This window comes from uncultured Albimonas sp. (genome assembly GCF_963977235.1).
GTDB lineage: Bacteria > Pseudomonadota > Alphaproteobacteria > Rhodobacterales > Rhodobacteraceae > Albimonas.
The window spans coordinates 13,725-26,984 of record NZ_CAXBOD010000034.1 but is presented as its reverse complement, the minus strand read 5'-3'; the positions used below and the strand labels follow the sequence as shown (position 1 = coordinate 26,984).

Below are 13,260 nucleotides of genomic sequence, written 5' to 3'. Positions count from 1 at the left end.
CGCGGATCCCGTCCGGCCCCCGGGGGGGTCAGAGACGCTGGAACCCCCAGGCGACCAGCGCGGAGTCGCCGGTCAGGCGCGACGGGACGACGATCTGGCGGGCGGCGCGGGGCTCGGCCTCGCCCGGCTCGAAATAGACGCTGTCGCGCAGTCTGGGGGCCGCGCCGGTGACCACGAAGCGCCAGCGCGACTCGGGCAGGCTCAGGATCACGATGTCGCCGTCCAGCTCCGGCTCGACGTCGGGGTGCAGGTGAAAATGCAGCGCGAAGGGCAGGCCGACGGGGCCGTGGTCGCGCAGCGCCTTCTTGAAGCGGGCGCGGGTCCTGGCGTCGGTCGGCTCGAGCATGTCCTCGCCGCGGAAGTCGCGGCCGTCGGGCGAGAGGAACAGGCGGCGGCGGTGGGCGAGGCCGTGGCTGGCGGCGTAGCCGTCGTGCACGCCCAGGAACCAGGCACCGTCGAGGTCCTGGGTGGTCTGGGCGTCGACGGTCTTCGGGCCCTCGACGAAGGGATGCGGGCCGGGGCCGCGGGAGGTCGACGAGATGCGCGAGGACGACACCCCCTCGATCGACAGCGCGGACTGGGCGGCGGTGGCGCGGCAGGCGGCGGCCCAGTCGCCCTCGGCGGCGCCGGCGGGGCCGCAGTTGACCACCAGCCGGGCGCCGCCGACCGCCATCTCGAAGGCGAGCGTCGAGGCGTGGGCGTGGCGGCCCTTCGGCGGGGGGGCCGCGTCGATGGCCGCCGTCACCCGGCCGGCGGCGAGCCGCACGAAGCCCATCGCCCGGTCGCGCGGCGGCGGGGCCTTGCGCGGATGGGCGAGCGACAGCGCGTGGTCCAGCCGGCCCGGCGCCCCCGGCCCGCCGCCGTGAAACCGCGGCAGGCCGCCGTCGCGCATGCGCAGGGCGCGCAGGGCGGACTGGGCGCGGAACACGGCGTCGGAATGGGCGCGCTCGGGCTCGACCCCCGCCTCGCGCAGGCGGCGGGCGCAGACGGCGAGCAGGATCAGCGCCTCGCACAGCCGCTCGGGGTTGCGGGAGGCGAGACCGCCGTCCTCGTCCACCGCGAGGCCGGCGGCGGCCCCCAGCCGGCGGGCGGCGGCGGCGCGGCCCGCGTCCGAGGCGTCGGTGGCGAGCACCGCATGCAGCAGGCCGGTGGCGGCGCGCAGACGCGAGAGGCCCTCGGGCGCCTGGTCGAGGCCCTTGCGCAGGCGCCTGGCGTGCACCGCGAGCGCCTTGAGGAACCGGCGCAGCAGGTCGTCGGAGGCGCCGTCGAGCACGAACTCGGCCCGCTCGAGCCAGTGCATGGCGCGCTGGCCGGCGACCTCGGGGCTCCAGCCGGCGCCCTGCCCGTCGCCATGCTGGGCGATCCAGCCGAACACCCAGGACTGCGCGACGCGGCGCGCCTCACGCGTGCCCAGCGCCGCGAGATCGTCGAGCCACGAAAAGCCGTGCAGCGCGTCGGCGAAGGCCTGCGAGGGGGGCGAGAGGCGCCAGGGCCCGAGCTCGCGGGCGCGCACCTCCTGCCCGGCGAAGCGGAAGGTTCCCGCCATCAGGCGACGGGCGGCGGCGGCGTCGCCGATCCACAGGGCCTCGGCCCGGAAGGCGAGGTCCCGCGGGGCGCGCGGCCCGAACCCGAGGCTGTCCAGCAGTCCGCTCACGTCGTTCGTCTTCGCCTTCCGTCTCCTGAGCAGCACGAAACCCGCGGCGAGCCGTGCCCGCGCGGTCCCTGCCCCTGACGCGGCGCAACATGGCCTGCGTCGCCGGGCGTGTCACGGCCTGTTGAGGAAACCTGCGGCGAAAAACCCGTCCAAACCCCCGGACTGTGGCCAGAAATCCGGTCTAGTGCGAAGAAATCCGGCCGCGGAGACCCATTCGGGCGGGATCCCCAGCGCCTGCGGGTCGGCCGGAAGCGCCGTGGCGGCGGGGGTGCGGGCGAGGAAGCTCTCGGCCCGCCGCTCGCCCTCCTCGGGCAGCAGGGAGCAGGTGGCGAAGACCATCCGCCCCCCCGGCGCCAGCCAGCCGAAGGCGCGGTCGAGCAGCCGGTCTTGCAACGCGGTCAGCGCCGCGAGGTCGAGGTCGTCCGCGCGCAGGTGGGGCATGTCGGGATGCCGCCGCCCGGTGCCGGTGGCCGAGCAGGGGGCGTCGAGCAGGATCGCGTCGAACGGCGCCTCGGGCGTCCAGTGCAGGGCGTCGTCGGCCAGGATCTGCGCCGAGAGGCCGGTGCGGGCGAGGTTCTCGCGCAGCCGCGCCAGTCGCGGGCCGGAGATGTCGAGCGCGGTGACATGGGCCCCGGCGGCGGCAAGCTGCAGGGTCTTGCCCCCCGGCGCCGCGCAGAGGTCGAGGACGCGCAGGCCCGCGACCGCGCCCAGCATCCGCGCCGGCAGGGCGGCGGCGGCGTCCTGGACCCACCACTCGCCGGTCTCGAACCCCGGCAGAGCGGTGAGCTGAGCGCGGCCGCGCAGGCGCAGCGAGCCGGTGGGCAGCAGCTCGGCGTCCAGCCGGGCGGCGAGGTCGGCGGCGCCGGCGGGATCGCGCGGGGTCAGGTCGGCGGGCGGGGCCAGCAGGTGGGCGGCGGCGATGCCGCGCACCGCCTTGGCGCCCCAGGCCGAGGACAGCCGGCCGCGCATCCAGTTGGGCATGCCGTCGCGCTCGGGGTCGCGCGCGGCCCAGGCGGCGGCGCCCTCTGCGGCCACGCGGCGGGCGACGGCGTTGACAAGGCCCGTCAGACGCTCGCCGCCCGGCTGGGCGCGCACGGCGGCCACGGCGCCGTCGGCCGCCGCGTGGGGGGCCTCGTCGAGGTGCAGGAGTTCAACGGTGGCGAGGCGCAGCGCGTCGCGGGCCGGCGGCGGCGGCGGGCGGCGCACATAGCGCGAGAGGACCGCGTCGGCCTGGCCCAGCCGGCGCAGCGTCTCGGAGGCGCGGTGCAGGGCGCGGGCACGGATCGAGGGCGGCAGGTCGGGAGCCGAGGCCGCGAGGTCGGGCAGGGGCCGACGCTCCTCCAGCACGCCGGTCAGCAGGCGCAGGGCCTCGATCCGCTCGGCATGGGGGCGCACGGGCTTGTCGCGGGCGGGGGCGGCGTCCGGGTCGCCCGGCGCGCCGGGAGTCGCGTCGGAGGTCGCGTCCGACATCGTGGCGGCGCGGGCGGCGGCCTCGCGCGGGGGGGCGGCGTCGCGGGGACGGTCGCCCTTGCGGCGCGGTCGGGGAGGGTTCGTCACGGTCGGGAAGGATCCTCGGGGTTCAGCGCCAGGGTCCGGCGCGGCCGCCGGAGCGGGGGATGCGCGTGGGCGCCTGGCGGACGGCGTCGGCGGGGCCGGGGCGGGAGGCGTCGGGGGCGCCGGCCTCGACCGTCTCCTCCTCGGGCGACAGCGGGTTCCAGCCGGCGGGGGCGGCGCGGTGGGCGGGGGCGCGCCCCCCCTCGCGGGCCATCGCCTCGAGGGCGGCGACGCGGTTGGCGGTGGCGGGGTGGGTCGAGAACAGGCTGTCGGCGCCGCGGCCGGCGAGCGGGTTGACGATGAACATGTGGGCGGTGGCGGGATCGCGCTCGGCGCTCTCCATTACCCGGGCCTTGCCGCCCCCGGCGATGCGGCGAAGGGCCGAGGCCAGCGCCAGCGGATCGCCGCAGATCTGCGCGCCGGCGCGGTCGGCGGCGTATTCGCGGGTGCGCGAGATCATCATCTGGATCAGCATCGCCGCAAAGGGCGCGAACAGCGCCGCGGCGATCACGCCGACAAGGCCCAGGGGGTTGCGCTCGTCCCGCGCGCCGCCCCCGAAGAACAGGCCGAACTGCGCGAGCATCGAGATCGCGCCGGCCACCGTCGCGGCCAGGGTCATGATCAGCGTGTCGCGGTTGCGGATATGGGCGAGCTCATGGGCGATCACGCCGGCGAGCTCCTCGCGCGACAGGCTGCGCATCAGGCCGGTGGTGACGGCGACGGCGGCGTTGTCGGGATTGCGGCCGGTGGCGAAGGCGTTGGGCTGGTCGGTCTCGATCACGCAGACCTTGGGCATCGGCAGGCCGGCGTTGCGGGCCAGCCGCGCCACCATGGCGTGCAGCTCGGGCGCCGTGGCGGCGTCGACCTGCTTCGCGCGGTGGGCCTTGAGGGCCAGGGTGTCGGAGTTCCAGTAGGCGAAGGCGTTCATGCCGATCGCGACGACCAGCGCGATCATCATTCCCGAGGCGCCGCCCAGCAGGAAGCCCACGCCCATGAACAGGGCGGTGAGGAAGGCCAGCAGCATCGCCGTCTTGACGTAGTTCATGGCGTTCTCGTCCGCGCAGCGTTGAGGGTCCGCGTCGCCCCGGGTTTGCGGCCCGCGCCTCCCCGGACTATGTGGCGGGGGAGGCGCGAGGCGCGCGCCAAAGGCGGCTTGGGAGAAGATATATGGCGGACGGGACCGGCGAGAAAGAGGCGCGGCTGCGCGCCGCCGCCGAGCGGGCGCTGGCCGAGGCCGCCGCCCGACGGGAGGAAGAGGCCCGGCGCGCGCCCCTGCCCCCCGAGCTGGGCGGCCGCGACGGCCCCGAACCCACGCGCTTTGGCGACTGGGAGAAGAAGGGAATCGTCTCGGATTTCTGAGTCGGCGCCCGGAGTCGCCGTCCGGAGGCCGGACGCAGGGGCGGGACGCCTCCGGACCGAGCGCCGCCCCGGAGGCCGGCGCGGGGCTGATCTGTCGACAGTCAGGCGGCGTTCACCCGCAGGGCGACGCCCTTGCGCGCACGGCGCCGCATTCTGTTTCCTTCATGGATTTAATCCGGGCGCAAGAGGGCCTTCGGGCCACAGAAAAACGTTTGATGTAGGTCAAGGCGAAACCGTCGGGCCGCCCCTATGGTCATTCTTGAGACGACAAGAATGAGGGACGTGACCGATGCTCCTCCAGGCCTTTCTGCCATTTCGCATAGCGCGGCTTGCCGCGCGGATGTCCGCGGCCATCAGCCAGGTCTACGCCGACGCGCATGGGCTCAGTCGCGACGAATGGCGGGTGCTGGCCGCGACCGGCGAGGCCGAGGCGCAGCCGACCCGCGCCATCGCCGAGCAGACGGGGCTCGACAAGGTCGCCATCTCGCGCGCCGCCTCGTCGCTCGAGGATCGCGGCCTGATCCGTCGCACCGAGGACCGCGCCGACCGCCGCATCAAGATCCTGCGCCTGACCCCGGCGGGCGCCGACGCGCTCGAGGAGATCGAGCGCCAGGTGCGCGACCGCGAGACCTACCTGCTGCAGGCGCTGAGCGCGGAGGAGCGGGCCACGCTCGAGGGCGCGATCGAGAAGCTGTGCCGGCAGGCGGAGGCCCTGATCCTTGAGCGCGAGGAGGCCGCAGAGGAGTCTGCCCCCTTTCCCGCGCACCGCTTCGAACTGCTGACCCGCCGCCGCGGGCCTCTCGCCCACGCGGCCGAGTAGACCGCCGCAAGGTTCTGGCTTCAGCCGTCTGGCGCCTCAGCCGTCTGGGGCCTCAACCGACTGGGGCCGCAGCCGTCTGGCGGACCGCCGGGGGGCTCCGGCCCTTTCGGGCGGGCGGACCGCCGCACCAGGAGCAGGAACGCCGCCGAAGGCCGCCGGGGGGCGGGCCGACGGCCGGCCGGGGCGCGCGACGGGATCTCCCGTCGCGCGCCTTTCGGTTTGCGGCGCCGCTCAGACCAGATCCTTGGGAGCGGCGAACAGGGCGAAGGCGGCCTCGCCCCAGGCGGTCTGCGACCAGGGGCCCGGCAGGTCCAGCGCGGCGACGGCGGCGGTGGGGAATTTCTCGAAGGCGCGGGTCAGGGGCGGCTCGGCCCGTCCGTCGTGCAGGCGACGCAGGAGGGCGCCGGTCCCCGGCTCGTGACCCAGGACCAGGACGGTTGCGGCCTCGCCCCCCTCCTCGGCGAGGATCGCGCGGGCGGTCTGCGGATCGGCCATGTAGAGATCGGAGACGATCTTCACCCGCGCGGGCGGCTCGAACCCGGCCGCGGCGGCGGCGCGGGCCCAGGTCTCGCGCGTGCGCAGGGCCGGCGAGAGCAGGACGAGGTCGGGGGCCAGGCCCTCCTCGGCCAGGTAGCCGCCCATCAGCGTGGCGGCGAGCCGCCCGCGGCGGGCGAGCGGGCGGTCGATGTCCGGCAGGTCCGGATCGTCCCAGGCGGACTTGGCGTGGCGGAACAGCACGAGGCGAGGCATCGGTGATCCTTCGTGGCCATGGAGGCGGAGCCGGCGCCGGCGATGGCGCGGCCGCGTTTCTGGCCCAGGCGCCCGCGCCTGTCCACCGCCCCGCGTCGCGCCCCCCTGCCCCGACGCCCTGACGTTCCCGAGACGGCTCGGCGGGCTCCCCCGCCCGCGCTCCCCCGCAACGGGGCGCCGCAACGGGGCGCCGCAACGGGGCGCAGCGGCGGCGGCGCGGACCCCGAGATCGGGGAGGGCCTCGCCCGCCCCCGCGGCCGGCGAGCGCCCCCCGGTCGCCGCCGGCGCCGCGGATCAGGCTCCCTGCGCCCTGTCCGCCGCTTCCGCCCGTCGGGCGTCGAGGAAGGCGGCCATGTGGAAGGCCGCCTGCTCGGGTCCATGGGCCGCCGCGCGCCCCACCGGGCAGGCGTGCCGGGCGAGGCAGCCCCGCGCCCGGCAGGGCGCGCCCCGGGGCGTCTCGAGGTGGGCGGCGCAGGCGGCGACGTCATAGCGCGGACCGGCCGACGTCTCGGCGAAGGCGCCCACGGGGCAGGCCTGCAGGCAGGGCGCGGCGCAGGCGTCGCAGGGGCGAGGGCCGGGCTCGGGGGGCGGCGGGGCCCCCTCCAGCGCCTCGAACAGCAGCGCCGCGCGCCAGGAGGCCCAGAGCCCCCGCTCGGCCTGCAGCAGCGGGCCGAGGCGCGAGGGCCAGGCCGGCTCCGCCCGCAGCGCCCAGGCCAGGAACGGCGCCCAGGGCGGGCCGTCGCCGGGCAGCACCGCCCGCCCCCCGAAACGCGCGGCCAGCGCCCCCGCCACCCGCGCCGACCAGCGGTCGAGCGGATCGGGCCGGCCGTCCGAGGCCTCGGGCGAGGCCCCGAACCGCGCCCAGGTTCCGCCGTCGGCGGCCAGCAGCACGCCGGCCCCGGCGGGGGCGCCGGGGGTCTCGGCCGGCTCGGGCGCGAAGGCGGCGGCGCGCAGGCCGTGGGCCGCGGCGGCGCGGGCGAGGGCCTCGAACCGCGGGGTCATGGCTGGCGGCGGAAGGGCAGCGCCAGGGTCCAGCCCAGGCGGCCAGGGGCGGCGTCCTGGTGCTCGGCCAGCCCCAGGCGCAGCCCCGCCTCGCCGCCCCGCGCCCGGGCGGAGTAGAGGCCCGACAGCCGATCCCACCAGCTGACCGAGAAACCGAAGTTGGTGTCGTGCTCGTCGCGGATCACCGAGTGGTGGATGCGGTGCATCTCGGGCGTGACCAGGATGCGGCGGACCCGGCCCTCCCACGCCCCCGGCAGCGCGATGTTGGAGTGGTTGAACATCGCGCAGCCGTTCAGCAGCGCCTCGAAGGCCAGCGCCGCCCAGGCCGGCGCGCCCAGCGCATAGACCAGCGCCACCTTCAGCAGCATCGAGAGCGTCGCCTCCAGCGGATGGAAGCGCAGGGCGGTCGAGACGTCGACGTCGCGGTCGGCGTGGTGGACCTTGTGCAGGCGCCACAGCAGCGGGATGCGGTGGAAGGCGACGTGCTGGCCCCAGATGGCGAGGTCGAGGACGATCAGGCAGACGATCCCCGCCAGCCACCCCGGCGCGCCGAGCAGGTTGAACAGCCCCCAGCCCTGCGCCGAGGCGTCCACCGCCGCCCCCACCGCCGCGGCGGGGAACAGCAGTCGGATCACGACCATGTCGAGCGCCGCCACCGCTCCGTTGGTGGCCCAGCGCCGCGCCTTGGGCAGGGCGGCGGGCCGCGCGGCGGCGCGCGCCTCCCAGCCGGCCATGACGGCGAGGATGCCCAGGAACAGGCCGAGACGGAGGAGGACTTCAAGACTCATCCCCCTGCATCGCCGCGCGACCGCGTCGCGTCAATCGCGAGGCGCGCTTGCGGGCCTCACGCTCGCGGCGCCGCGCCGCTTCGCTCGGGAGCGGCGACAGGCGCGGCCTGGCGGACCCTGCCCGCCGGTGCGGCGCCCCGGAGCGGCGGATCGCAGGTCCATCTGCAGAACCGAAGCGTCGGGACCCTGACAGAGGCCCGTCGCGATCCTCAGGCCCGTGAGCCCCTGAGCGGCAGGCGTCGCCCATGAGCCGGCATCCGCGCCCCCCTTGCGGCGCGAGACATCCCCCCGATAGCCCCCGGCCCATTGTTCATGAGCGACGTCGCTCTGCCGCGCCGCCCCCACGTCCGAGAGCCAAGCGACCGGTCGATCCCGGGCCCCCGAGGGGGCGCCCGGGCGGGCCGCCTCGGGCGCGCAGCGCCCGACAGGTCCGACCGGGCGCAGCATCGGATACGCAAGACCCGGCGCCGGCCCGTCAGGCGAAGGTCAGGGAGACGCGGCGGTTCTGGCGGCCCTTCTTCTCGATCTTGCCGATGCGCAGGGGACCGATCTCGCCGGTGGAGCGGACGTGGGTGCCCCCGCAGGGCTGCAGGTCGATCGTCGCCTCGGGCGAGCCGATCCGCACCAGCCGCACCCGGCCCGACCCCATCGGGGGCTTCACCGCCATGGTCTTGACCAGGCCCGGGTTGGCCTCGAGCTCGGCGTCGGTGATCCATTCGTCGGTGACCGGGTGGTCGGCCTCGACCAGGGCGTTGAGCCGCGCCTCCAGCGCCGCCTTGTCCTCGGGCGCCTCGGGCATGTCGAAGTCGAGCCGGCCCTTCTCGGCGGTGATCTGGCCGCCGGTCACCGGCAGCGGAATGACCACCGAGAGCAGGTGCAGCGCGGTGTGCATGCGCATGTGGGCGCGCCGGCGGGCCTCGTCGAGGCGCTGGACCACGGCGGCGCCGGCCTCGGGCGGGGTCTCGCCCCCGGCCAGGATCAGCGCCACCCCCTTGTCCGCCTTGCGCGCGTCGAGCACCGGGATCGCGCGCCCCTCGAACAGCAGCTCGCCGGTGTCGCCGGGCTGACCGCCGCCGGCGGGGTAGAACAGCGGGCGGTCGAGAATCACCGCCCCCTCCCCGGTCACCGAGACGACCCGCGCGGGGCCCTCGAACATGTAGGGATAGCCCTGCCACAGGGGCAGCTGGGCGGGCTCGGGCGTCTCTGCAGGCGTGGGGGCGGGCGTGGGGGCGGGCATCGGGACCTCTCCGGGATCTGCGCTGGCGCGCAGACTAGCGCCCCCCGTCGCCGCCGCCACCCCCGCCACCGCCGCCGTCCCCGTCCCCGGCGACGCCCGGGCCGGCCGGCCCCTTCGTCGCGGAGGGCGTCGCGGCCCGGCGGCGGGAGGGCGCGGGCGCAGGCGCAGGCGCGGGGGCAGGCGTGGGGGCAGGCTCGGGCGCCGCGCCGCCGGTCCGGGTCGGATCGGGAATCGCCAGCCCCTCGTCGGTCGGCGGGGGCGCGCCGCGGAAGGCGGCGGCGATGCGCTCGGGCTCGCGCAGGGTGATGATGTTCTGGGAGTAGGGGATCTCGATCCCCGCCTCGCGATAGCGGCGGTCGATCTCGAAGAACAGGTCGGTCTGCACGTCGAAGATCTGGTTCACGTCGCGCAGGATCACGCGCAGCTCCAGCTCGATCGCGCTCGGCCCGAAGCCGGTCATCAGCACCATCGGCGCGGGATACCGCAGCACCCGGCGATCCTTGCGCGCGATGTCGAGCAGCAGCTTCTGCACCCCCTTCAGGTCGGTCCCGTAGGCCACCGGCGCCTTCAGGATCAGCCGGCCGACCGCGTTGTTGTGGGTGTAGTTGACCACCCGCCCCGAGATCAGCTCCGAGTTCGGGACGATCAGCGCGGTCTTGTCGAAGGTCTCGATCTCGGTGGCGCGCACGGCCACCCGCTTGACCACGCCATGGGTGCCGCCGACCAGGATCCAGTCGCCGACCTTCACCGGCCGCTCGATCATCAGGATGATGCCCGAGATGAAGTTCGAGGCGATCGCCTGCAGGCCGAAGCCGATGCCGACAGACAGCGCGCCGAAGACGATGGCGATGTTGGACAGGTCCAGCCCCGCCGCCGCGATCCCCACCAGCGCCGCGGCGGTGATCCCGGTCCATCCCAGCCCGGTTGTGATCGCCGAGCGCGCGCCCGCGTCCAGCCGCGTGTTGGGCAGCACCGAGCTCGCCATCACCCCCTGCAGCAGGCGGGTCAGCGCGTAGCCCAGCGCGAACACCACGCCGAAGGTCACGAAGACCATCGGGGTCAGGGTCGCGCCGCCCACGTCCACGCCCGAGGAGGCCATCCGCCAGGCCTCGCCGATGTCGGCGGTGCGCGCGCCCCAGACCAGCGCCAGAACCGGCAGGCTGGCGAGCGTGATCACAAACCCGAACAGCACCGTCAGCAGCCGCAGGCCGCCGGAGTCGGCGGTGCGGTTCTCGAGCGCGGCCTCCACCCACTCGCGGATCAGCGAGAACAGGATCAGCCCGGCGCCGACGATCCCGAGGGTGGCGGCGGCGGGGTAGAACAGGCGCTGCGCGGCGGCGTAGTAGCCGGCCGCCGAGAGGGCGAGCGCCACCACCGCGGCGGCGCGCAGGGAGAAGGCGCCCAGACCCTCGAGCCGCCGGCCGACGGTGGCGGCGGACTGCAGGCTCTCGGCCAGCGGGTCCTCGTCCTGGTGGGTGAAGCCGGGGTCCTCGTCGCCCTCGGCCGCGGCCTCGCCGCTTGCGCCCGAGGTCTCGGGCCCGGGGGTGGGCGAGAGCACGTCGGCCAGCCGCCACATCGCCGCCGCGCCCAGCAGCATCACCCCGAAGGCGCCGACGGCCAGCGAGGCCGGCGAGAGGTCCAGCGCCTCGCCCGCCCGCACCACGGCCACGTTCAGCCCCATGGTCAGGGCCAGCAGCGTGGAGCGCCGGAAGCCGCGCATCGCCGCCGCGTCGTCGAGCGAGGACAGCCGCAGCGCCGGCGTGCCCGGCGAGAACCAGGCGCCGGCGATGGCGTAGCCGATGGCGAAGGAGACCAGCCCCGAGGCGATGTGGTCGGCCACCACCTCGGCGGTCGGGCCCAGCAGCTCAGCCTGGGAGAGCGCGCCGCGCAGCAGCACGATGGCGATGGCCGGCGCCGCGAGCCGCGCGACCAGCGCCAGCGCGGCGGCCAGCGCCCGACGCCCCCGCGTGGCGCCAAAGCCCAGCCGGCGGCGCACGATCGCCAGCCCCTGCAGGGCGCCGCCCAGCAGCGCGACGGCCGCGGCCAGCAGGATCAGCGCGGTCGGCACCAGCCGCGGCGCGCCGCGGTCGATCCGGTCCTGTGCCACCTGCAGCGTCTCGCGCCCCAGGCTGCGCAGCAGGTCCAGCGCCTCCGAGAGCGCCGGCGCCCAGGTCGAGGGCAGCAGCGGGCTGGGGCCGAGGGTCAGGAACTCCTCGACCTGGCGGCGGCGGATCAGCTCGTCGATCTCGCGCACCAGCGAGTCGGCGCGCGAATAGGCCAGATCGGCCCGCTTGGCGCGGGATTCCAGGGCGTCGACGCGGCTCTGCAGCTCCGAGCGCAGTTCGTCGAGGCCGGCGCCGGCGCGGGGCGAGGCGACCCCTTCGCCGTTTCCCTCCCCGCCCCCTTCCGCGCCCAGCGTCTCGAGTTGGGCGGCCAGCGGCTGCACGGCGGCGCGCAGGCGCTCGGCGGTGCTCGAGGCCTCGCCGCGCTGGTGGACCAGCTCGGCGCGCATGGATTCGTACTGGGCGGTGGTGGCGCTGCCGTCGGCGAGCGCGGACTCGGCGTTGTGCGCGAACTCCGACCAGGCGTCGAGGCGGGAGTCGACCGCGCCCTGGTCGGCCTCGACCGCCTGCGGCGTGGCCGCCGGGGCGGCGCGGGGAGGGGTGAAATGAGGGCCCGAGGGGTTGTCGGAGGCGAAGGCCTCGACCGCCTCGCCTGCGGCCTGCGCGGCGTCGCCGGCGGCCTCGACCGCCGGGGAGCCCTGCGCGCGCGCCGGGGAGGGCCCGAGCCCGAGCCCTAGGACGCCGCCGAGCGCGATCAGCAGCGCGACCGCCAGCGCCCGCAGGACCGCGGCCCGCGCCTGCGGGCGGGCGGCGGGATCCGCGGACGGCTGGCCGGCCCGCCGCATGGCTCAGGCGTCTTCGGCGAAGACTTCGGGCAGGGCGCTGGGCGCGCGCTCGAGGAAGGCGGGGGTGGGCAGCCCCTTCTCCCGCAGGAAGGCGGGGTTGAAGAGCTTGGTCTGGTAGCGGGTCCCGTAGTCGCACAGGATGGTCACGATGGTGTGGCCGGGGCCCATCTCCCTGGCCATGCGGATCGCGCCGGCGATGTTGACGCCCGACGAGCCGCCCAGGCACAGGCCCTCATGCTCGAGCAGGTCGAAGATCACCGGCAGCGCCTCGGCGTCGGGGATGTTGAAGGGCATGTCGACCGACAGGCCCTCGAGGTTCGCCGTGATCCGGCCCTGGCCGATGCCCTCGGTGATCGAGGAGCCCTCGGACTTCAGCTCGCCGTGCTTGTAGTAGTGGTAGAGCGCCGCGCCGTCGGGATCGGCGAGGCCGATCTTCACGCCGCGCTTGCGCTCGCGCAGGGCCTGGGCCGTGCCGGCGAGCGTGCCGCCGGAGCCCACTGCGCAGATGAAGCCGTCGACCTTGCCGCCGGTCTGCTCGAAGATCTCGGGGCCGGTGGTCTCGATATGGGCCTGGCGGTTGGCGGTGTTGTCGAACTGGTTGGCCCAGATCGCGCCATGCGGCTCGGTCTTCGCCAGCGCCTCGGCCAGGCGGCCGGAGTAGCGCACGTAGTTGTTGGGGTTGCGGTAGGGAGCCGCGGGGACCTCGACCAGCTCGGCGCCGGCGAGGCGGATCATGTCCTTCTTTTCCTGGGACTGGGTCTCGGGAATGACGATCACGCTGCGGAAGCCCATCGAGGCGCCGACCAGCGCCAGACCGATGCCGGTGTTGCCCGCGGTGCCCTCGACGATGGTGCCGCCGGGCTCGAGCAGGCCCTTCTTCACCGCGTCCTTGATGATGAAAAGCGCGGCGCGGTCCTTTACCGACTGGCCGGGGTTGAGAAACTCGGCCTTGCCCAGGATCTCGCAGCCGGTGGCCTCCGAGGCGCGGTTGAGCCGGATCAGCGGGGTGTTCCCGACGGCGGCCGCCAGGTCCTTGCGAATGGTCATCTCGCGCTCCTTCATCCGCGGGCGCCGCCGGGGCAGGGCGGGCCTACGTCTGGGACTTAGACGCGGGACGCCACGCGCGCAAGGACGGGGTCGGGGATTTGACGACGGGGGCCGGGGAACAAATTATTTCACATGGACAGG

Annotated in this window: 11 protein-coding genes; 2 read left to right on the top strand and 9 right to left on the bottom strand. The window is 75.6% G+C overall.

Translation table 11 applies throughout. The features are described from left to right. Positions 1-28 precede the first annotated feature (28 nt). From AAC134_RS15285 to htpX, 3 genes are all read right to left on the bottom strand, one after another. Positions 29-1,654, bottom strand: coding sequence for a heparinase II/III family protein (locus AAC134_RS15285; RefSeq protein WP_339949974.1), 1,626 nt, complete (start codon positions 1,652-1,654; stop codon positions 29-31). Positions 1,655-1,765: 111 nt separating this feature from the next. Continuing rightward, the gene (locus AAC134_RS15280) at positions 1,766-3,211 is read right to left on the bottom strand and encodes an RsmB/NOP family class I SAM-dependent RNA methyltransferase (protein WP_339949973.1); all 1,446 of its coding nucleotides are present in this window, start codon (positions 3,209-3,211) and stop codon (positions 1,766-1,768) included. 22 nt (positions 3,212-3,233) lie between these two features. Beyond that, positions 3,234-4,253, bottom strand: a complete 1,020-nt coding sequence (gene htpX / locus AAC134_RS15275; protein WP_339949972.1) for a zinc metalloprotease HtpX — start codon at positions 4,251-4,253, stop codon at positions 3,234-3,236. A 122-nt stretch (positions 4,254-4,375) separates the two neighbouring features. Here htpX and AAC134_RS15270 point away from each other — a divergent pair, with 122 nt between their 5' ends. Together AAC134_RS15270 and AAC134_RS15265 are read left to right on the top strand one after the other, a co-directional pair. Next, the gene (locus AAC134_RS15270; protein ID WP_339949971.1) at positions 4,376-4,567 is read left to right on the top strand and encodes a DUF1674 domain-containing protein; all 192 of its coding nucleotides are present in this window, start codon (positions 4,376-4,378) and stop codon (positions 4,565-4,567) included. Positions 4,568-4,907: 340 nt separating this feature from the next. Next, entirely contained in the window at positions 4,908-5,387 is a 480-nt protein-coding gene (locus AAC134_RS15265; protein ID WP_339949970.1) for a MarR family transcriptional regulator, read from the top strand. Positions 5,388-5,618: 231 nt separating this feature from the next. Here AAC134_RS15265 and AAC134_RS15260 read toward each other — a convergent pair whose 3' ends face one another. From AAC134_RS15260 to AAC134_RS15235, 6 genes are all read right to left on the bottom strand, one after another. Further along, a complete protein-coding gene (locus tag AAC134_RS15260) occupies positions 5,619-6,137 on the bottom strand; it encodes a histidine phosphatase family protein (protein ID WP_339949969.1) in 519 nt (172 codons plus the stop codon). Positions 6,138-6,431: 294 nt separating this feature from the next. Next, the gene (locus AAC134_RS15255; RefSeq protein WP_339949968.1) at positions 6,432-7,139 is read right to left on the bottom strand and encodes a ferredoxin; all 708 of its coding nucleotides are present in this window, start codon (positions 7,137-7,139) and stop codon (positions 6,432-6,434) included. Next, positions 7,136-7,927, bottom strand: a complete 792-nt coding sequence (locus tag AAC134_RS15250; RefSeq protein WP_339949967.1) for a sterol desaturase family protein — start codon at positions 7,925-7,927, stop codon at positions 7,136-7,138. The genes AAC134_RS15255 and AAC134_RS15250 overlap by 4 nt, the downstream gene beginning before the upstream one ends. A gap of 475 nt (positions 7,928-8,402) precedes the next feature. After that, complete coding sequence (locus tag AAC134_RS15245; RefSeq protein ID WP_339950000.1) at positions 8,403-9,083, bottom strand: alanyl-tRNA editing protein; 681 nt, start codon at positions 9,081-9,083, stop codon at positions 8,403-8,405. Between the two features lie 115 nt (positions 9,084-9,198). Beyond that, a complete protein-coding gene (locus AAC134_RS15240; RefSeq protein WP_339949966.1) occupies positions 9,199-12,072 on the bottom strand; it encodes a DUF3772 domain-containing protein in 2,874 nt (957 codons plus the stop codon). 3 nt (positions 12,073-12,075) lie between these two features. After that, positions 12,076-13,119, bottom strand: coding sequence for a cysteine synthase A (locus tag AAC134_RS15235; protein ID WP_339949965.1), 1,044 nt, complete (start codon positions 13,117-13,119; stop codon positions 12,076-12,078). Between the last annotated feature and the right edge of the window lie 141 nt (positions 13,120-13,260).